15 protein-coding genes, 1 pseudogene and 1 other annotated feature are annotated in these 19,391 nt (G+C 39.5%); all 16 genes and pseudogenes read right to left on the bottom strand.

Annotated elements, in window-relative coordinates:
* Positions 1-520: 520 nt before the first annotated feature.
* Complete coding sequence (tyrS, locus tag ACJYYY_RS09185; RefSeq protein WP_408868854.1) at positions 521-1,783, bottom strand: tyrosine--tRNA ligase; 1,263 nt, start codon at positions 1,781-1,783, stop codon at positions 521-523.
* 62 nt (positions 1,784-1,845) lie between these two features.
* Positions 1,846-2,050, bottom strand: a binding site (T-box leader).
* A gap of 248 nt (positions 2,051-2,298) precedes the next feature.
* Entirely contained in the window at positions 2,299-2,910 is a 612-nt protein-coding gene (locus ACJYYY_RS09190; protein WP_156921232.1) for a superoxide dismutase, read from the bottom strand.
* A 106-nt stretch (positions 2,911-3,016) separates the two neighbouring features.
* Complete coding sequence (locus ACJYYY_RS09195; RefSeq protein WP_035315656.1) at positions 3,017-3,748, bottom strand: hypothetical protein; 732 nt, start codon at positions 3,746-3,748, stop codon at positions 3,017-3,019.
* Positions 3,738-4,610, bottom strand: coding sequence for an ATP-binding cassette domain-containing protein (locus ACJYYY_RS09200; RefSeq protein ID WP_035315657.1), 873 nt, complete (start codon positions 4,608-4,610; stop codon positions 3,738-3,740). The genes ACJYYY_RS09195 and ACJYYY_RS09200 overlap by 11 nt, the downstream gene beginning before the upstream one ends.
* Positions 4,607-4,975, bottom strand: coding sequence for a GntR family transcriptional regulator (locus ACJYYY_RS09205; protein ID WP_035315658.1), 369 nt, complete (start codon positions 4,973-4,975; stop codon positions 4,607-4,609). The genes ACJYYY_RS09200 and ACJYYY_RS09205 overlap by 4 nt, the downstream gene beginning before the upstream one ends.
* Before the next feature lie 128 nt (positions 4,976-5,103).
* Entirely contained in the window at positions 5,104-6,030 is a 927-nt protein-coding gene (locus tag ACJYYY_RS09210) for a sensor histidine kinase (RefSeq protein WP_408868855.1), read from the bottom strand.
* Positions 5,999-6,979 carry a hypothetical protein gene (locus ACJYYY_RS09215; protein WP_035315659.1) on the bottom strand — a complete coding sequence of 327 codons (981 nt, stop codon included), beginning with the start codon at positions 6,977-6,979 and terminating at the stop codon, positions 5,999-6,001. The genes ACJYYY_RS09210 and ACJYYY_RS09215 overlap by 32 nt, the downstream gene beginning before the upstream one ends.
* Before the next feature lie 86 nt (positions 6,980-7,065).
* Positions 7,066-7,233, bottom strand: a complete 168-nt coding sequence (locus ACJYYY_RS09220) for a hypothetical protein (RefSeq protein ID WP_408868856.1) — start codon at positions 7,231-7,233, stop codon at positions 7,066-7,068.
* A 236-nt stretch (positions 7,234-7,469) separates the two neighbouring features.
* Positions 7,470-9,212, bottom strand: coding sequence for a M4 family metallopeptidase (locus ACJYYY_RS09225; RefSeq protein ID WP_408868857.1), 1,743 nt, complete (start codon positions 9,210-9,212; stop codon positions 7,470-7,472).
* Between the two features lie 234 nt (positions 9,213-9,446).
* Positions 9,447-10,277 (bottom strand): annotated as a pseudogene (locus ACJYYY_RS09230) (transposase).
* Between the two features lie 173 nt (positions 10,278-10,450).
* Positions 10,451-11,881 carry an Asp-tRNA(Asn)/Glu-tRNA(Gln) amidotransferase subunit GatB gene (gene gatB, locus ACJYYY_RS09235; RefSeq protein ID WP_035314898.1) on the bottom strand — a complete coding sequence of 477 codons (1,431 nt, stop codon included), beginning with the start codon at positions 11,879-11,881 and terminating at the stop codon, positions 10,451-10,453.
* A 12-nt stretch (positions 11,882-11,893) separates the two neighbouring features.
* A complete protein-coding gene (gatA, locus tag ACJYYY_RS09240) occupies positions 11,894-13,345 on the bottom strand; it encodes an Asp-tRNA(Asn)/Glu-tRNA(Gln) amidotransferase subunit GatA (protein ID WP_035314897.1) in 1,452 nt (483 codons plus the stop codon).
* 22 nt (positions 13,346-13,367) lie between these two features.
* Positions 13,368-13,658 (bottom strand): Asp-tRNA(Asn)/Glu-tRNA(Gln) amidotransferase subunit GatC, encoded by a 291-nt coding sequence (gatC, locus tag ACJYYY_RS09245; RefSeq protein WP_035314896.1) that lies wholly within the window; start codon positions 13,656-13,658, stop codon positions 13,368-13,370.
* A 259-nt stretch (positions 13,659-13,917) separates the two neighbouring features.
* Positions 13,918-15,084, bottom strand: coding sequence for a CamS family sex pheromone protein (locus ACJYYY_RS09250; RefSeq protein ID WP_408868858.1), 1,167 nt, complete (start codon positions 15,082-15,084; stop codon positions 13,918-13,920).
* Positions 15,084-17,093: an NAD-dependent DNA ligase LigA gene (gene ligA, locus ACJYYY_RS09255; protein ID WP_051456969.1), complete on the bottom strand. Its 2,010-nt coding sequence runs from the start codon at positions 17,091-17,093 to the stop codon at positions 15,084-15,086. The genes ACJYYY_RS09250 and ligA overlap by 1 nt, the downstream gene beginning before the upstream one ends.
* Before the next feature lie 12 nt (positions 17,094-17,105).
* On the bottom strand, positions 17,106-19,310 hold the full coding sequence (gene pcrA, locus ACJYYY_RS09260) for a DNA helicase PcrA (RefSeq protein WP_408868859.1): 2,205 nt from the start codon (positions 19,308-19,310) through the stop codon (positions 17,106-17,108).
* Positions 19,311-19,391: the final 81 nt, after the last annotated feature.

A 19,391-nucleotide genomic window follows, 5' to 3' on the forward strand; every position in this document is an offset into this window, starting at 1 on the left:
ACACTTATAAATAGTCTGCAGTTTTTTGTATAAAAGGCGCAATTAATTTGTGTTTTATTATCCGATCCAATGCAAATTTCCACTTGTTCACTTGCTTTGTTCTCTTGCTTTGTTCTCTTGCTTTGTTCATTTGACTGCTTAACCCTTCTTAATGCTTTAACTTCATATTGCTCACGATTCGTTACAATCTTTTGCACATGTTCGTTTAACATCTACGAATGGGCGTCCCGGTGGACTCGCAATAGCCTTATGTATTATCTGTTCGTTCCGGTGCACGCACCATCGTCAGTTGAAATAACATGTGACGTTGACGAAGTTCTTGTCGTATCATTGTTATCACTCCCTCCGATTTTCTGGTGACCTGTTACATTACTATTATACCCGCTATCTTTTTTACTAAACCTTTAACTTCTATTACGGTAAATAAAAATAGTAGTGGCTCTTCAGCCACTACTATTTTAGTTACACGATTTTTATCTCTTTAAGTCTCACGGAGAATCACGGTTTACAGTTGCTTTAATTACTTATAATTAACTAAATGATATTTTTTCTTCCCTTTACGGACGATTGTAAAGCGATCGCCAATACGATCGGTTGCATCAATTATTTTTGTTGTATCTTGTTGACGTTCACCATTAATATAGATTGCACCATGAGTTACATCTTCTCGTGCTTGGCGTTTACTCGGTTCGATTTTCAAATCAACCAACCAATCGATAATTGGTAACGCTGTTTCTTTCGCTGCCGTGAATGTTGGCACATCTTTAAAGCCAACTTCAATTTCATCAGCAGTTAGCACTTTAATATCTCCACTGAATAAGGCTGCAGAAATTTTAATCGCTTGATCTAACGCGGCTTGACCATGAACAAAAATAGTCATTTCACTTGCCAATGTTTTTTGGGCAGCTCGTAAATGCGGTTCGTTTGCCACTTTTTCTGCCAAAGCAGTAATCGTTGCCTCATCTAAGAAAGTAAAGTATTTCAAATATTTCACGACATCACGGTCATCCGTATTTAACCAAAATTGGTAAAACTCATAAGGGGTTGTTTTTTCTGGATTTAACCAAATAGCTCCACCAGCCGTTTTACCAAATTTAGTACCGTCTGATTTTAACATCAAAGGAATTGTTAAACCAAAGGCTTTCGATGCTTCACCATGTTCTTTACGAATTAATTCTAAACCGGCCGTAATATTCCCCCATTGATCGCTACCACCGATTTGTAAACGGCAGTTATTGTTTTCATATAAATGTTTGTAGTCCATCGCTTGTAAAATTTGGTAGCTGAACTCCGTAAAAGAAATCCCTGTTTCAAGACGGTTCGCGACAATATCTTTACTTAACATTGTGTTAACATTAAAACGTTTTCCAATGTCACGTAAGAAATCCAACACGTTTAAGTTTTTTGTCCAATCATAGTTATTCACCAAGACCGCGGCATTCTCTCCTGAAAAATCAAACAATTTTTCAAGTTGTGCACGGAGACCTTCAACGTTCGCATTGATTTGATCCATCGATTGTAATTGACGTTCTTCTGCCTTACCACTCGGATCACCAATCGAACCGGTCGCCCCACCCATTAAGAAAATCGGACGATGACCGGCTAATTGAAAACGACGTAAGACCATAAATGGAATTAAATGACCGATATGCATACTATCTCCGGTTGGATCCATGCCACAATATAATGAAATACGTTCTTTTTCAGTTAACTCTTTTAACCCTGCTGCATCTGTTTGTTGATAAATCGCATCACGCCATTGTAATTCTTCAATAATGTTCATTCCAGCCAGCTCCTTTTTTATCTTCATGGACACAAAAAAAGCCCCTCCGTTTCACAATGAAACGAAGGGACGATAGTTACCGTGGTACCACCCTATTTTAATAACCATTACGGTTACTGCTTGTATAGTTAACGGTATGACCCGTTGTACATTGCTGTACAAATGCTCCAGAGTGTAATTCAACACCTTATATAGACTTGTTTGCAGCGACCACAAGCTCTCTTAACTAGGGATAAGGGATTTACTTCGTTCCTTCTTTGCATCGATTCATGAAGTTGTTACCCCTTATACTAGAGAATTTTATGCGTTTTGTCAACTACACTAACCCTAAAAAAAGAGAGCCACATGGCTCTCTCAAAGTGCTCTCATTTTTCTTCTAATCAGTTGATTCCACTTTTATTGTCCAGCTACTTCAACCAGAAGCTTTCAACTTTCAGAAAAAATGGGAGCAACGGTAAATAGTCGCTTGCCCTTCCAAGTTGGTTGCTTCTAACCGGTTGACTTCACTTTCAAGACTATTTCGCAGCGTTATATAACGTGTTAGCTTTGTTCCAGTCAACGACGTTAAAGAAGGCTTTAACATAGTCAGGACGACGGTTTTGGTAGTTTAGGTAATAAGCATGTTCCCAAACGTCAATTCCAACTAATGGTGTATGTCCTTCAGTTAACGGTGAATCTTGGTTAGGTGTTGAAATAACCGCTAATTCGCCATCAGTTACAACTAACCACGCCCAGCCAGAACCGAAACGAGTTGTTGCTGCTGCTAAGAATTTTTCTTGGAACGCTTCGAATGAACCGAATGTTGCATCGATTGCTGCAGCCAATTCACCGACAGGAGCACCGCCACCGTTAGCAGAAAGTGATTGCCAGAAGAATGAGTGGTTGGCATGTCCACCACCATTGTTACGTACAGCACCTTTGATTTCTTCAGGTACAGATGCTAAGTCTGTCACTAATTCTTCAACTGATTTAGCTGCTAATTCTGGGTATGAAGCTAACGCATTGTTTACGTTTGTAATATACGTTTGATGATGTTTAGTATGGTGAATCTCCATTGTTTTTGCATCAATATGTGGCTCAAGCGCCGCGTATTCGTAAGGTAATTCTGGTAAAGTATAAGTCATTATATGTTGCCCCCTTGAATCTATTTTTATTACTATAACAAAGATAACATATTTAAGGGTGTTTTTCACGGTTTCGGCTTGATGATTATCGGCTTAGACCCTTTTTTTCTTAGGCTGTCTTGGTTTTTATCTCACGATGACGGTTCATCAAATAAAGGAATACTGCTTCTAGGATAATTACAATGACAACCGTTAACATAAAGGAGGACACCTGTGGTTGATTGCCTGTAAAACCGAACAAACGGGGAACGAACGTTTGAAAAGATTGTTGCAACTGTTCATTACAAAATTGATAAACGATACTAAGAATGATACCTAAAAAGACAATCCCTGCACTCACGAGTAATTTTGTCGTTGTTAAAAAACGCTGTGAAAAGGTGGTAATCAGCATGCCTAACAAACCCGCACTAAAGAATACAAAGAAACAAGTTGCCACAATCCCGAAAAACGGATCATTCCGATAGATTTTTCCAATGAAGTTGTATAACTGTAAACTTCCGTTACTAAAATGATTTGTTATCGTAATTAATAGCATATTAAGAACTGTCGTCATTATCGCAATGACACCATTACTCACTAGTAACGACAAGAAAATTGTCTGGCGTGAGGTGCTATTTTGTACAAACAAATTAAATGCGATTTTACTCCCCACCGCCATTAATATCACCATGAATACAAGCGGTGATATTAGTACATCTGATTTGATTACCTCGGTTGTATTGCTAAAATAAAGCCCAATTAACGGGAAAATAATAGCCGAAGTAATATAGATAGCGCTATATATAAGGAATGCACGTATTTGATAGCTAAACTGATAGTTGAGTGCCGCTTTAAATTTCATCTGTTTGCCCGCCTTCTTTCGTTAATTTAATAAAATAGGTTTGCAAGTTCAGTGGCGTTAGTCGCAATTGTTCGGGGAGCTCTGCACCTAATTTATCAGCATCCGTCACATAAGCTGTCATTGTTCCACCGAATGTTTCTTTATCCAGGACCTTTACAAGGACAACGAACGCTTCAACTAATTCACTTGGTCCTGTAATAGCCACCCCTGTTTGGAGTATTTCTTCTGTCGATGCCGCTTGGATAACTTCACCTTCATTCATTATAATCACTTCTTCAATTAAATACGTAATTTCATCAATCAAATGGGTCGATATCACAAAGGTGCGTGGCTTTTGTTGATAAGTCTCGAGCAAAAACTGATAAAACAGTTCACGATGATGCGCATCTAATCCTAAAACGGGTTCGTCCAAAAAGATGTAATCACAATCAACCGCTAAAGCCACAATTAGTTTGGCAATACTGCGGTAACCGGTTGATAGTTTACGAAGCGAGCTGTTCGCATCAAGACCAAAGGCAGTTAACATCTTTTTAGCGAAATTTTCGTCAAAGCCGTCATAGAACGCGGCGGTCTGTTTGAACATTTGCTTAATTTTCATCTGCGACGGAAACAAAGTGTCTTCACTCATCAAATACAGTCGATTCAAACACGTTTCGTTTTCGTATACACGCATACTGTCTAGTTCTACTGCTCCAGCTGTGGCAATGCTACGGTTATTGATGATATTCAATAACGTGCTTTTACCCGCACCATTGCGTCCGAGTAAACCATAGATAGTCTCTGCTTTCAATTCGAGTGTCACATTCGAGAGTACCTGTTTCCTACTATAAACCTTGCTTAAGTTCGCTATCGTTAGTGTCATCTTTCATACCCTCTTTCAATTAATGTAATGAGTTGTGTTGCTGTGATATTTAATTGTTGTGCTTCCTTAATAAATTGCACCAGATTGGTAGATAAAAATTGTTGCGAGCGTTGCTGTTGTAATTGAGCTTGCGCACCGTCCACAACAAACATCCCTATCCCCCTTTGTTTAACTAAAACATTTTGTTCAACGAGAATATTCATCCCTTTTAAAATCGTCGCTGGGTTAATTTGAAACGCCTTTGATATTTCAGTTGTGGATGGAATTTGTGCATTTTCTTTAAATGAGCCATTTAAAATAGCCTCTTCAATTTGTTCTGCCACCTGTTGAAACAGTGGTAAACGACTCGTGCTGTTAAATTCCATTATGACTCCCCCTAATCGATTAGGTTAGTTACTTATGTAACTAACTATATAACCTATTCTTCTCCTTGTCAACAAAAAAACGTCCTGCTATTCTCGTAATGAGAACAGACAGAACGCTAGTGCTATTATTACACTGTAACTGGTGGCCCTTTCGGTAAGTCGATGACAACTTTAAACATATCACCATCAACGCTAATGTCGAGGTTTCCTTTGTGTAAATTAATAATCGAAGCAACAATCGCCAAGCCTAAACCATAACCATCTGATTGCCTTGCTTCATCGAACTTTCCGCGTTTAAATCGTTCAATCAACAAAGGAGCATCTTCATCTAATTCATACCGTGAAATATTTTTAATAACGAGTCGACATCCATCGGCTGTTTCGCTAACTTTCAGATAAATCCGTGACTCTGGCAAACTATATTTCATACAGTTTTTCAACAAGTTATCCAATACACGCCATATTTTATTGGCATCAATCGTTAACCTTATCGTTTCTTGGGAATAAGTTATGCGTAACGTATAACGGTTTTCAACCGCTTCTTCACTGTACTCACCAATCATTTGTTGTATTAACGCAACGATATCTATGTTTTCATAGTTTAGTGCCACCGCACCATTATCCATCTTCGTTACTTCAAATAGATCCGTAATCATTTCATTCATACGCTGCGCCTTCTCTTGAATAATCGCAAGATATTGTTGCTGCTCATCCGTTTCTAAAGCAGTGGCCTGCAACAAGTCACTATAACTGATAATTGCTGTTAAAGGCGTGCGTGAATCATGACTTACATTTGTTAACAAATCTGTTTTTAAGGTTTCACTTGCTGTCGTTTGTTTCATTTTACGTAAAATAAGTTGGCGAAGTTGCTCATATTCAGCGAATAGTGTAGCGACTGTTTGAGGCTCTTTATTAGTTAAAACTTCATCTGGGACAAACTCAGTCAATAAATGACGTGGTAAACTGTTTGCGATTGCTCGTTTCAATTGTCGTCTTCGTTGATAGCGATAGATAAACGGTAGACTACACCAAACAAGATATAATCCGAGCGTCACTAACAGTAATAACAAACCAAAAAAAGTTATCTTGATAAATTACGATTAAAGTTACTAATAAAATCAATCCGAGAACGGGGAGAATCAGCCCGTGAACGATGATTGGCAGTTTCACGTAAATACCTAATTTACCATCATAGATACTCTGCCACTTCTTTTTACTAGCTACAATCAGCACAAGTATTCCTGAAACAGCAAGTACTACCGGCACACTGATGAATAATAATACCGGCCACCGCATCTCATTTGACATTAAAAGCACTAATCCACTGCCGATACCGATTATGAATGTGGCGACTGCGGTGGTGATTGTGACGGGTTGTAAAGCACTTTTGATGTCATTTTGTTCTTTAAGGATGAACCGAGTGGCACCGCCAAGTAATAGTAAACCTAGAACTAAGGACACACTGCTTATTATCCGAGTACGCTGTGAAAGTTGTTTATTGTCTAAAAAATGCGACAATTGCGCTTTGTTAATCGCATACGTCTCATACATCACATCACTTGTTTCCTTGATTGCATCACCTTCAATATCATTGATAATCATCGCTGGCACATCAACAACAACTGTTTCCTCGTTAATTAATTGTGAGAAATCACTAGGATCTATGCCTTTCATGCTTAAAAGCGAGTGAAATTGATCACGTATCTCGCTACTTGATGCATTCTTAGCTAATTGCGGCATATTACTTATACTCGTTTTCTTCGTGACATTTTCCAAATAATAATAGTACTCATCATCAATCGTCTCGGAACTTGTCTCTTGTAACTGTGACGGTGGTCTTTCCTTTTTGTAGTTTGCGATCAATCGTTCATTCGCCCATTTAATAATTGCTGTATTATCAAAATAAAGCGTCTGCTTATCTTCGCTGATTTTTGCTAGTTCTGCTTTTAAATCACGCACTGTTTTTACTTCCTTTTGTTCGTTTGGCTTACGTTTACCTTTCATTGGTAGCTTTGTGATACCGAAGTAGTTGGCTTTAAATAGGCGATAGAGTGTTCTACCAGAACATGAGATAGCTATACATCAGGTGGCTAACCTTTAGCCGTCATTTTCTGAATGTAAGTTTGTTGATCCGTACTTAAAATGATCGGTCGTCTGCCACAATATGTTTTATTTTCTTTGTGTTTTTGATAAAAAGCACTGGCCGAGGAACTTTTCTTTAAAAAATTGTAGACATTATCAATCGTTGTCTTGAACATCCTAGTCTCTTCAATCCGGTTAAAACAGATTGTTTCGTTTGGAAATAGGCTTCTATCATTACAAGTACATTTGGTGTAGAGATGTTTATAGGTCATTTGCCTTCACTCAAAATAATTCTTTGGTCGGAACTATTTTGAGTGTCGCACAAAATGGCTTTTTTATTTGTCTCGCTTAATTTTACTCTCGGCGATTTATAACTCTGCAACAGACCCCAGATTATAGGAGTCCATGTTTCTTACAAGTCCCAACCATACATTTCGTTTAACATATCAAATATTGAACCTGATTTTTTGAATTCTTTTTTATCTTTAGGCTGACCGTTTTTTATTTTTTCTTCTTTTTGACCGTAAATAGTTGGTAAGGTCCCAGATTCTTCGCTGAATTCTATCGATGTCACGTTGTCTGTTTGTGTCACTTCAATTTGTTGTTCTGGTAAGATATTTGATTGTTTAATATTATTAATTATTTCACCCAGACCCACATTTGCATATGCGTTGTTCACTTCAACCGCTACTTGTGGCTCATTTGGATATAAGTCATGTGATGCTTGCACCATTGCCTCTTTCATTTGGTTAAAGTCTGAGGCATGGTTTAAGTAGTGACGCATTACTGTAAAGAAAATTTGTTGTGCTTTTTCTTGACCAATCGCATTAATCACATTGTAAGCTGCCTTATTCATAATACCAGAGTTGATGTGTACTCCACCTTGGTCATTTGTTTCTGGTAAGTTTTGAAAATTATTCATGTGGTCTGGTTGATTGTGATTAGTTGGATGCTCAAAATCACGTAAAATCCAACCAATATCTTCGCCCATTGTCCAGTCTTTGTTATCCATGAAGTGACCGAAAGTATCTGCAAGGGATTCATTCAGTGCACCTGATTGACCTTTATAATCAAGATTTGAACTATTATTAATCACCCCATGTGTTGTTTCGTGACCGACTATGTCCATTGCTGCAGCAAGTGACAATCCATTACGCGCACCGTATTTCATTGTCTGAGAACTTGGATCCCAAAAAGCATTACTTGGACTTGATGAGTCATTGACCATAGACACAATTTGTTGTTTCTTACCATCTACTCCTCTAAAGTTAAAGTTATTTTTGTAGTAGTTATAAACAGCACGTCCATTTATATAAGCATCTACCGCACCTCTATCTGTGAACTGCCCATTGATACTATTAATAATTCCAACTGAATATAATTTATTATTTCTAGCATCCTTTTTAACTGAAAGAATATCAAGTACGGTATTCTTTGCGTCATCTGCTGGAGAATCTTGCATATAGTGTGTGCCCTGTTGGTCTACTAACGTTGGGAAAGTGACGTCTTTTCCTGCGGTTGTTTTCCCTATACCTGTTGATGCTTTCCCTGAAATATTTGCAACATCATGGTTGGCTTTGTAAGTCTCAATAATGGTTCCATTCATTGCGTCTACTTTATAAACTGTAGCTGTTTCTGAACCTTCTTTACTTCCGACACTTACTTGCCAGTATGCAATTCCGTCTGTCGTTGCATACTGTTTGATTTGATATACAAAGCCATCTTCAGCTCCAAAAGCAGCTTTTGCTATGTCTTGCGCTTTTGTTTCATCAACTGTGATTTTACCATTCAAATGAATCTCTTTTTCGTTCACATCACCTGTAACAGATGTGATGATATTGTCTTTGTTGACATGCACGTGCAATTCACCGTTTTCTGCTGGAATAGCATTAACCATTTGTTGCATGACATAGTGAGTGAAACCGTTATCATCAGATACTTTACCGATTACGTTATATTGTTCTAAAATCTTAGAATCAATTTCCCCACCCATCAGTTGTGGTAATTTCTTTTCCAGTTCCTCTGCTTTTACGGTATCAGGATTGATGTCCGCAGAAGCTGTCATAGTTGAAAATCCTACTGTGAAAAATGTTGTCGTTAATAGAATTGTTGCTAGTATTTTCTTTGATTTCACTTGAATGTCTCTATGTTTCATAAACAAACTCCTTTTTCCTTATGTATAGTCGTTTCTATTATCGTGTAATGCTCTTTTTCATCAAGATGTTCAGTCATCAAATCAGTCCCCATTATCAGATTATAGTCACAATTAGATAGTATCAAATAACTAGTGAAATGACAAACAATTACAAGTATCCCTCTATGAACATGCCTGTGTATGGAAGCAAAGCAAATAAGATATTATTAACCAAATGTATCGTTATATTTAAGGTTATATTTCTGTAGTATATACATGCCCCATAAATAACCCTATTATTTGCCAATTTAAGCTGGACAATTGTTCTTCATTTACGTAACTCAAAAATACTTCCAATGTTGTCCGGTAGTTTAATGATTTTCTTGGTATGTGATTTCTTTTTGAAGCAACAGCTGAAACGAAGTTTTGGTTAACTTGGTAAAAGTCCAGCTTTTTTGGCAAGCCTTTTCTACGTAAAATGCCGTTAGAATTTTCGTTTAGCCCGCGTTGTGAAGGTGTTCCAGTCTCTGCAAAAAAATAGAGCTCTCATTGGAGTTACTTATTTCTTTCCACAATCAAACGTGAGTGATTTAAACATGTTTTTGAGAATAGATTGTAAACAATCCGTCGTCTCTTTTTCGATATTTGCTGATTTTCACTTTTATGATAAACACCGACAATTGTATCGCCTTCCGCGACGTTCGTTGTGTCCGTTTGGCTTACGTTTACCTTTCATTGGTAGCTTTGTGATACCGAAGTAGTTGGCTTTAAATAGGCGATAGAGCGTTCTACCAGAACATGAAATAGCTATACATCAGGTGGCTAACCTTTAGCCGTCATTTTCTGAATGTAAGTTTGTTGATCCGTACTTAAAATGATCGGTCGTCTGCCACAATATGTTTTATTTTCTTTGTGTTTTTGATAAAAAGCACTGGCCGAGGAACTTTTCTTTAAAAAATTGTAGACATTATCAATCGTTGTCTTGAACATCCTAGTATCTTCAATCCGGTTAAAACAGATTGTTTCGTTTGGAAATAGGCTTCTATCATTACAAGCACATTTGGTGTAGAGATGTTTATAGGTCAATTGTCTAACTTAATTTAACTATCGGCGTAAACAAAAATAAAAAAGCTTTTCGGAAAATATTTTGTAACGCTTTAAACACTCACTTTTCCATAAAACTAACCTACTTTACTTCAAATAGAAAAAGCACCTATCCCACCGTATAAAACAGCTGAATAAGTACTTTTATCAAATATTTAACGTTTATTTAATTCATCGACAATGATTTGGTTAACCATTTTCGGATTCGCTTGTCCTTTAGTTTCTTTCATTGTTTTACCAACAAGGAAACCAACGGCACGATCTTTACCGTTTTTAAAGTCTTCGACCGACTGTAAGTTCGCATCGATAATCGCTGTAATGATTTTTGTTAATTCGCCCGCATCAGACATTTGCACGAGGCCCTTAGCTTTAACGATTTCTTCAGGGTTGCCACCTTCTGTAATCACATCACGGAAAACTTTTTTAGCGATTTTAGATGAAATCGTACCGTCTTCAATCAACTTAATTAAGCCCGCAAGGTTGTCAGGTGTTAACGCTGTGTCATGTAATTCCAATTGTTCGGCATTTAAGTACGCTGATACTTCACCCATTAACCAGTTAGACGCTTGTTTCGCATCGGCACCACTTGCAACTGTTGCCTCAAAGAAATCAGACATTTCTTTTGTTAAGGTTAAGACCATCGCATCGTACGCTGGAATTGACCATTCGTTAATGTAACGTGTCCGGCGTGAATCAGGTAATTCAGGGATTTCTGCTTTAACAGCTTCCATCCACGCATCATCAATCACTAAGTTCACTAAGTCAGGCTCTGGGAAGTAACGGTAATCGTCTGATCCTTCTTTGACACGCATTAACAACGTTTCGCCAGTTGCTTCGTTAAAACGACGGGTTTCTTGACCAATGATACCACCAGCAAGTAAGACTTTTTCTTGACGTTTTTCTTCAAATTCAATTCCTTTACGAACATAAGAGAATGAGTTTAAATTTTTAATTTCTGTTTTTGTACCGAATTTTTCTTGACCTAATGGGCGAATTGAAATATTGGCATCACAACGCAATGAGCCTTCTTCCATTTTCACATCCGATACGCCAGTGTATTGAATGATTGATTTCAAAGCTTCAAGATACGCATACGCTTCTTCAGCAGAACGCATGTCAGCTTCTGATACAATCTCAATTAACGGTGTTCCTTGACGGTTGTAATCGACTAATGAATAGCCTTTACCCGCATGGTTTAATTTACCCGCATCTTCTTCTAAATGTACGCGTTCGATACGAATACGTTTTGTTTCGCCGCCAACAACCACATCAATCCAACCATTTTCAGCAACTGGTTTATCAAATTGTGAAATTTGGTAAGCTTTTGGGTTATCAGGATAGAAGTAGTTTTTTCGGTCAAACTTCGTTTCACGATTAATTTGGCAATTGAGGGCAATCCCAGCTTTCATTGCAAATTCAACGGCACGTTTATTTAAGGTCGGTAACACACCTGGATAACCTAAATCAACGACGTTTGTGTTTGTATTCGGTTCAGCACCAAAATGTGCAGGTGAAGAAGAGAATACTTTTGATTCTGTTTTTAACTCTACATGGACTTCAAGTCCGATTACTGTTTCAAAATTCATTCTATCTTCCTCCTACAATTCAGCTGTTAACTCATTAAAGTTAGTTGCTGTTTCAAATGCTTGTCCGACACGGTAAACAGTTGCTTCATCGAATTGGTTCCCGATGATTTGTAAGCCAACTGGCATATTTTCACTTAAGCCACATGGCACTGATAAACTCGGTACACCTGCCATGTTACTTGGAATCGTTAAGACGTCATTCATGTACATTGTGATTGGGTCTTTAGCATAGTCACCTGATTTAAAGGCAACTGTTGGTGCAGTTGGTCCAACAATGACATCGTAATCAGCAAAGATTTTCTTGAAATCTTCAATAATCATCGTACGTGCTTGTTGCGCTTTTTTATAATACGCATCATAGTAACCGGAGCTTAACGCAAAGGTACCTAGCATAATACGACGTTTAACCTCAGGTCCAAAACCTTCAGCACGTGTTTTTGTATATAACGTTTCGAGGTCATGTGCTTCTGGTGAACGGTAACCATAACGCACGCCATCAAAGCGTGATAAGTTCGATGAAGCTTCACTTGAAGCCAAGACATAGTATGCAGCCACACCGTATTCGATGTGTGGTAAACTCACTTCGTCAACTGTTGCACCTAAGCCTTTAAGTGTTTCAATCGCTTCTAAAACGCGGGCTTTAACACCGGCTTGAACGCCTTCGCCTAAGTATTCTTTCGGTACAGCAATCTTCATGCCTTTGATATCTTTATGGATATCAGTTGTGAAATCAGCTATCGGTTGTGGTACCGATGTTGAATCGTGCACATCAACACCTGCAATTGCTTCTAACACAAGGGCATTATCTTCGACTGTACGCGTAATGGGCCCAATTTGATCAAGTGAAGACGCAAAGGCAATTAAACCGAAGCGAGACACACGACCGTAAGTTGGTTTCATCCCGACAACCCCACAAAAAGCGGCTGGTTGACGCACTGAACCACCTGTATCAGATCCGAGGGCAACAGAGACTTCACCGGCAGCAACCGCTGCTGCTGAACCACCTGAAGACCCACCAGGAATACGTGATAAATCCCAAGGATTCGCTGTTTTTGCATAGTAAGACGTTTCGGTTGTTGATCCCATTGCAAACTCATCCATGTTTAATTTACCAACATTAATCATGTCTTTTTCATGCAATTTCGTCATAACAGTTGCATCATAAACAGGTTCAAATCCTGTTAAAATTTTAGATGCGGCTGTTGTTAAAATATCTTTCGTTACGATATTATCTTTAATACCGATTGGAATTCCCGCTAGCACATTTGTTGCATCGATGCCTTTAGCATCAAGCGCTGCAGCTTGTGCTAACGCGGTTTCTTTTGTCAAAGTAATGAAGGCTTGTACCTTATCTTCAACGGCGTCTACGCGAGCGTAAACTTCATTGACTAAGTCAACTGCCGTCACTTCTTTATCTACTAATTTTTGATGTAATTGTTTAATTGTTAAATTAAGTAATGCCATGTTTAATCGGGCTCCTTCCCTACTAGTCCATAATTGATGGTACTTTAATATAGCCATCTTGTGAATCTGGTGCGTTTTTTAAAACAACGTCGCGTGGTAAGCCTGCAACGACCTTATCTTCACGTAACACATTTGTTAATGGCACGGCATGTGTTGTCGGTTCGATGTTATCCGTATCTAACTCATTTAATTTTTCAACCATTTGAATAATTTGCTCCAACTGCGTTGCATATTGCTCCGCTTCGGTTTCAGTAATTTCAAGACGAGCTAAACTCGCTACTTTTTCAACTTCTGCTTTTGAAATAACAGACATAATAACCCTCCTAAAATATCTACTTTATGATACATACTCCTCTATTCTACACGAAAACCCTTTTAAAATAAATGATTTCGGTCAATTGTTTACGTATTTGAACGAGAAAAAAACGATGCGCCTATGGCACATCGTTTCAGATTGTAGACAAAGTCGAATTAAACTGATTTTACTTTGAACGTTAGTTCAAGTGACTTTGGCTGCAAGATGACTTGAATGACTAGAACTGCTGTTGAACGTGCCACTTCCTTTATCATCTTTAACGGTCAAAGATATGAACTTCAGCCTTTTTGCTCCCTGAATCACGTGTAATTAAAGCGGCATTCGCCTGTGAGTCAGTTGTTTTAATATTAACTTCCACATCAACACTCGATGGTACATGTTTCGCCACCATATCCGCAGCAAACTGTGTAAAGCCAATAATCTCTGCTTCGCCAAAGAAGTTAACCGGAATATCAATCGTTACACGTTTCATCTCTTTTCCTTGGTAGAACCCACGTCCGATGACCCCATTGTAGTTTGAGAAGTACGTTTGAATATCACCAGAGAAGCTCTTAAACCAGTTATAATCATCTAAATAATTGGTTTTGGCATCATCAGATGGGAATAAAACATACTTTTCATCGGTGCTATTCCATTTATCGAGTTCAGATGAACCGGCTTTAGCTGTTGCAGACGCGATATAATTGCCTGACACCATCGCATCTTTGGCGTTTTGTCCAAAGATGGCTACTGTAATTGGCACTTCTGAGAGACCTTTCATTTGACGCATTCGTGTAATAATCGTCGCAGCCATTTTCTCGCCTTCAGCTTTCATTTTTTCAGTCGTAATCGGTGTCGTATAGGTTGCACCATAGCTTTCTTTTTGGTAATAATCGACCGAATTCATCGCCAAACCGATAGTGACACCACTTAAATTAACCGTGTCCCCTTTGTTTTCCAAGTAGTTTTGCTCGAGGATGTGCGCTAAGTAAATCGGATTACGATCGGTACCATTACCGTTGAATTCCGGATTCAGACCAACGTTATCACTGTCACTTAACTTCTTCTCTTTCAGTTGTTTATCGGAATACTTCCGATTCAACCATGACACAACGGTTTCCTTTTTCAAATATTGTCCTTCTTGGAAGACAAAATCATCCGTATTATACATGCCTGTTGCAATGCGTTGTAAGCCAACTTCCATCTCATTAATGTCATAACGCGTATTTAAATTAGAGACGATTAACCCACGGGTTGGACTTTCTTTATACGGCAAAAGCGTACGGTAATAATCACTTGATATATTATTTTTCGTAACGATTTGCGCTTCTTTTTTTGTGTTGCTTGAGCTATCGTTATCAACTGTTTTTTCACTTGATAATTGCGGTGAACAACCTGCCAATGCAAGTGTTAAACCGGCAACAACTACAATTAGTTTTTTCATTATTTTTGGTCACCTTCATCTTTTAAGTACACGAGTAAATCAGCTTCTGACCAGATTGGAATCGCGAGGCTTTCTGCTTTAGCCCGTTTCGAGCCTGCATCCGCACCAGCAACGACTACGTCAGTTTTTTTACTCACGCTTCCGGTTACTTTGCCACCGAGGCTTTCAATCAAGTCTTTTGCTTCAGTCCGTGTCATTTGTTCTAGTTTACCAGTTAATACCACTGTTTGACCATTAAAAACTAGTTCCTTGGCTGACTTATTTGCCAAGACCGGGCCTGTGTAACTTAAATTAAGATTGACCTGACGCAGTTCATTCACTAATTCATGCACTTGTGGATTCGCAAAATAAGCCAGAATCGAATCAGCCATAATTTCACCAACATCAGCAATCGCAATCAGCTCATCTCTCGTTGCATCTTGCAAAGCAGCGATGGTGCTAAAGTGTTGCGCGAGTGATTTAGCCGCTTTGGCACCAACGTGACGAATACCTAAGCCAAACAGCAACAGCTCAAGTGAATTAGCCTTCGACGCTTCAATCGCGGCCATCAGTTTGGCGGCCGATTTTTCGCCCATTCGTTCGAGCGGTAACACATCTGCCACTGTCAACTTGTATAAATCAGCAATGTCGGCAATTAAGCCATTGTCATGTAATTGCGAAACGACCTTATCGCCAAGTCCTTCAATGTTCATTGCGTTCCGTGAAGCAAAGTGAATCAAACCTTCACGAATTTGTGCCCCACATTTCGGGTTAATACAACGGAGTGCCACCTCTGTATTTAAACGCACCAGTTCACTGTCACACGATGGACAATGGGTTGGCATCTCGTATGGTTCGCTCGTTGGAGGACGCTTGTCCAATAAAACGCGGACCACTTCTGGAATAATATCACCCGCTTTTTTGACGATGACCTCATCCTTGAGACGAATATCTTTGGCGGCGATATAATCGGCGTTATGTAACGAGGCCCGTTGTACCGTCGTCCCTGCTAATTGTATCGGTTGTAAGATGGCCGTTGGTGTCACGACACCGGTACGGCCAATACTCAATTCGATATCAATGAGCTGCGTTGACTGTTCTTCGGCTGGAAATTTATAGGCAATCATCCAACGCGGCACCTTAACAGTAGCACCGAGCTGTCGTTGGGCTGCAAAATCGTTCACTTTAATAACGATACCATCGATGTCATAAGGAAGCGAGCTGCGTTTATCGGTCCATTCCGCAATATAAGCCATCACAGCTTCAATCGAATCAACCACTCGATATTCGCGATTGACGTGACAGCCTAAGTCCGCAATCGCGGCTAACATTTCACTATGTGTCGTCACATCAAGCACGGAACTATCCGCAACAGCATACAAGTAAGTATCCAAGTTACGTGAAGCCGCCACTTTTGTATCTAATTGACGTAGCGAACCCGCCGCCGCATTCCGTGGATTGGCAAACAAGGCCAATCCGTCGACTTCACGTTGGGCATTAAGCTGCGCAAATGATCGTTTCGGCATGTAGGCTTCGCCACGAATTTCAATCGTTAACGGTTCTGTTAATTTCAATGGCACAGAACGAATCGTCCGTACATTGGCAGTAATGTTTTCGCCAATTGTTCCATTCCCGCGGGTTGCCCCTTGAACAAGTTGTCCGTCAACATATTTTAAAGATAACGCAAGTCCATCGATTTTAAGTTCAACGGTATAAGAAACTTGCTCAACACCGAGCTCTTTACGGACGCGCTGATCAAATTGACGGATTTCAGCTTCGTTAAAAACATCCCCCATACTAAGCATCGGAACATCGTGGGGTACTTTTTCAAACTTATCGAGCACGATACCACCAACTCGTTGGGTTGGTGAATCAGCTGTGACTAGTTCGGGATGTTTGGCTTCGATTGCCACCAATTCAGCATAAAGTGCATCGTAGACATTATCTTCTGTCGTCGGTGCATCCAACACATAATAGGCATAGCTAAGCGCCTGTATTTGTTGTTTCAATTCATTTAATCGTTCACTCATTTTGACACCGTCCTATACTTTTTCAATCGGTGAAAACTCAGCTAAGAGACGTTTTACACCTGTTGGACTTGGGAAGGCAATATCCAATTCCATTGATTTACCGGCATTTTTAACACTAACAACGGTACCGATTCCCCAAATTTTATGTTTTGCTTTGTCGCCAACGGTCCAACTAACCGCACTGGCTCCGGTTTCTTGCAACGCTTTAACCTGTGGTGTTTTGGCGTATGAGCGTTGTTTTGTGGCAAACGGAATCGCTTGCTTGTTCTTGGCGTCACTCGCACGTTCGAGTAATTCAGCCGGAATTTCATTGATAAACCGGGATTCTGCATTGCTGGTTGAACGACCATACAACGTACGTGAATATGCCGCGGTTAAATATAATTCTTTTTCAGCTCTCGTAATACCTACATAGGCAATTCGACGTTCTTCTTCCATCTCATCTTCGTCTGCTAACGCACGACTGTGTGGGAAGATACCTTCTTCCATTCCCACTAAATAAACAACCGGGAATTCTAAGCCTTTAACAGCATGGAGCGTCATTAACGTAATTGCCCCATCTTTTGCATTGATTTGATCTTCGAGCGAATCAACATCCGCCACTAATGCCAAGTCCGTTAAAAAGGCGATTAATGATTTATCATCGGTGTCTTTTTCAAATTGCTGTGCCACTGAGAGAAACTCATCAATGTTTTCAATGCGGGTTTCGGCTTCAATTGTTTTTTCAGCCTTCAACATCTCACGGTAACCTGACTTATCAAGCACTTGTTCGATCAGTTCAGCGACAGATAAATAATCTTGCATCTGTGAGAAGCCACGTATCATGTCATAAAAACCGAGTAGCTCACGGCTGACCTTCGTCGATAAGCCTACTTGTTCGATTTGATTAATCATCGCAAACATTGTTGTATCATAAGCTAAGGCTGCCGCCGCTAATTTGTCGAGCGAACCTGGCCCAACGCCTCGTTTAGGCACATTGACCACCCGCGCTAAACTAATATCATCCGCGTTATTGGCAATGAGGCGGAGGTAGCAGAGTACATCTTTAATCTCTTTACGATCGTAGAATTTTTGACCGCCGACCATTGTGTAGGGAATCGATGATTTAAGTAACGTCTCCTCAAGAACACGTGACTGTGCATTTGTACGGTATAAAATTGCCATATCTTTATATTTATAATCAGCTAAACGTTCTTGGATTTTTCCGACGACATAGGTCGCTTCTTCACGTTCAGATAACGCGCGGTGGTAACTGATTTTATTTCCTTCGCTATTACCTGTCCATAATTCTTTCGGACGACGGTTGCTGTTGTTCGTAATGACACCATTAGCTGCCGCTAAAATCCGTTTTGTAGAGCGGTAATTTTGCTCTAATACAATCGTCGTTGATTTCGGATAATCTTTCTCGAAATCCAAAATGTTACTAATGTCAGCGCCACGCCAACCGTAAATACTCTGATCTGAGTCACCGACGACACAAATATTTTGGAACCGTGCCGCCATTAATTTAACGAGCGTATACTGTGCCTTATTCGTATCTTGGTACTCATCAACATGAATGTATTGGAACTTACGTTGATAAAATTCAAGCACCTCTGGCACTTGTTGAAACAGTTCAATGGTCATCATGATTAAATCATCAAAATCGAGCGCTTGGTTTTTTCGTAATTTTTTTTCGTAATCTGTGTAAACATCTGCAACCATTTTTTCGAAGAAACCAGCGGCTTCTTTCGCATAGTCAGTCGCATTAATTAGTTCGTTTTTGGCGTTACTAATCGATGCGAGCATTGCCCGTGGTTGGTACCGTTTAGGATCGATGTTACGATCCTTCATAATTTTTTTAACGACGGTTAATTGATCGCTTGAATCCAGAATCGTAAAGGCACGACTAAGCCCCATTCTTTCTGCGTCACGACGTAAAATCCGCACGCACATCGAGTGAAACGTCGATACCCAAATTGCATCGGCATCGCTCCCTAAAATAGCTCCGACCCGTTCTTTCATTTCACGTGCGGCTTTGTTTGTAAAGGTAATCGCTAAAATATTGTACGGATTAACATTTTTTTCTTTAATTAAATATGCAACACGATGTGTTAACACCCGTGTCTTCCCACTGCCGGCACCTGCCATAATCAGTAAGGGCCCTTCTGTTGTCACGACAGCCTTCTGTTGTTCAGGATTCAATCCTTCTATGAGTTGTTTTCCAGTAATTTCCATTGTGCACCACCTATTTCAGAACATTCGTTCTTATTATACATAAAAAAACAGGCAAACACTAATCTCGCTGCCTATTTCTTT

The organism is Brochothrix campestris (genome assembly GCF_046058945.1).
GTDB classification, from domain to species: domain Bacteria; phylum Bacillota; class Bacilli; order Lactobacillales; family Listeriaceae; genus Brochothrix; species Brochothrix campestris.

Excerpts from the sequence above, each read along its gene's own strand:
- ACJYYY_RS09225 (WP_408868857.1), bottom strand. The coding sequence starts at position 9,212 with ATGAAACATAGAGACATTCAAGTGAAATCAAAGAAAATACTAGCAACA.
- tyrS (WP_408868854.1), bottom strand. The coding sequence starts at position 1,783 with ATGAACATTATTGAAGAATTACAATGGCGTGATGCGATTTATCAACAA.
- gatA (WP_035314897.1), bottom strand. The coding sequence starts at position 13,345 with ATGGCATTACTTAATTTAACAATTAAACAATTACATCAAAAATTAGTA.
- ACJYYY_RS09250 (WP_408868858.1), bottom strand. The coding sequence starts at position 15,084 with ATGAAAAAACTAATTGTAGTTGTTGCCGGTTTAACACTTGCATTGGCA.
- gatB (WP_035314898.1), bottom strand. The coding sequence starts at position 11,881 with ATGAATTTTGAAACAGTAATCGGACTTGAAGTCCATGTAGAGTTAAAA.
- ACJYYY_RS09215 (WP_035315659.1), bottom strand. The coding sequence starts at position 6,979 with ATGAAAGGTAAACGTAAGCCAAACGAACAAAAGGAAGTAAAAACAGTG.
- pcrA (WP_408868859.1), bottom strand. The coding sequence starts at position 19,310 with ATGGAAATTACTGGAAAACAACTCATAGAAGGATTGAATCCTGAACAA.
- ACJYYY_RS09195 (WP_035315656.1), bottom strand. The coding sequence starts at position 3,748 with ATGAAATTTAAAGCGGCACTCAACTATCAGTTTAGCTATCAAATACGT.
- ACJYYY_RS09220 (WP_408868856.1), bottom strand. The coding sequence starts at position 7,233 with ATGTTCAAGACAACGATTGATAATGTCTACAATTTTTTAAAGAAAAGT.
- gatC (WP_035314896.1), bottom strand. The coding sequence starts at position 13,658 with ATGTCTGTTATTTCAAAAGCAGAAGTTGAAAAAGTAGCGAGTTTAGCT.
- ACJYYY_RS09205 (WP_035315658.1), bottom strand. The coding sequence starts at position 4,975 with ATGGAATTTAACAGCACGAGTCGTTTACCACTGTTTCAACAGGTGGCA.
- ACJYYY_RS09200 (WP_035315657.1), bottom strand. The coding sequence starts at position 4,610 with ATGACACTAACGATAGCGAACTTAAGCAAGGTTTATAGTAGGAAACAG.
- ligA (WP_051456969.1), bottom strand. The coding sequence starts at position 17,093 with ATGAGTGAACGATTAAATGAATTGAAACAACAAATACAGGCGCTTAGC.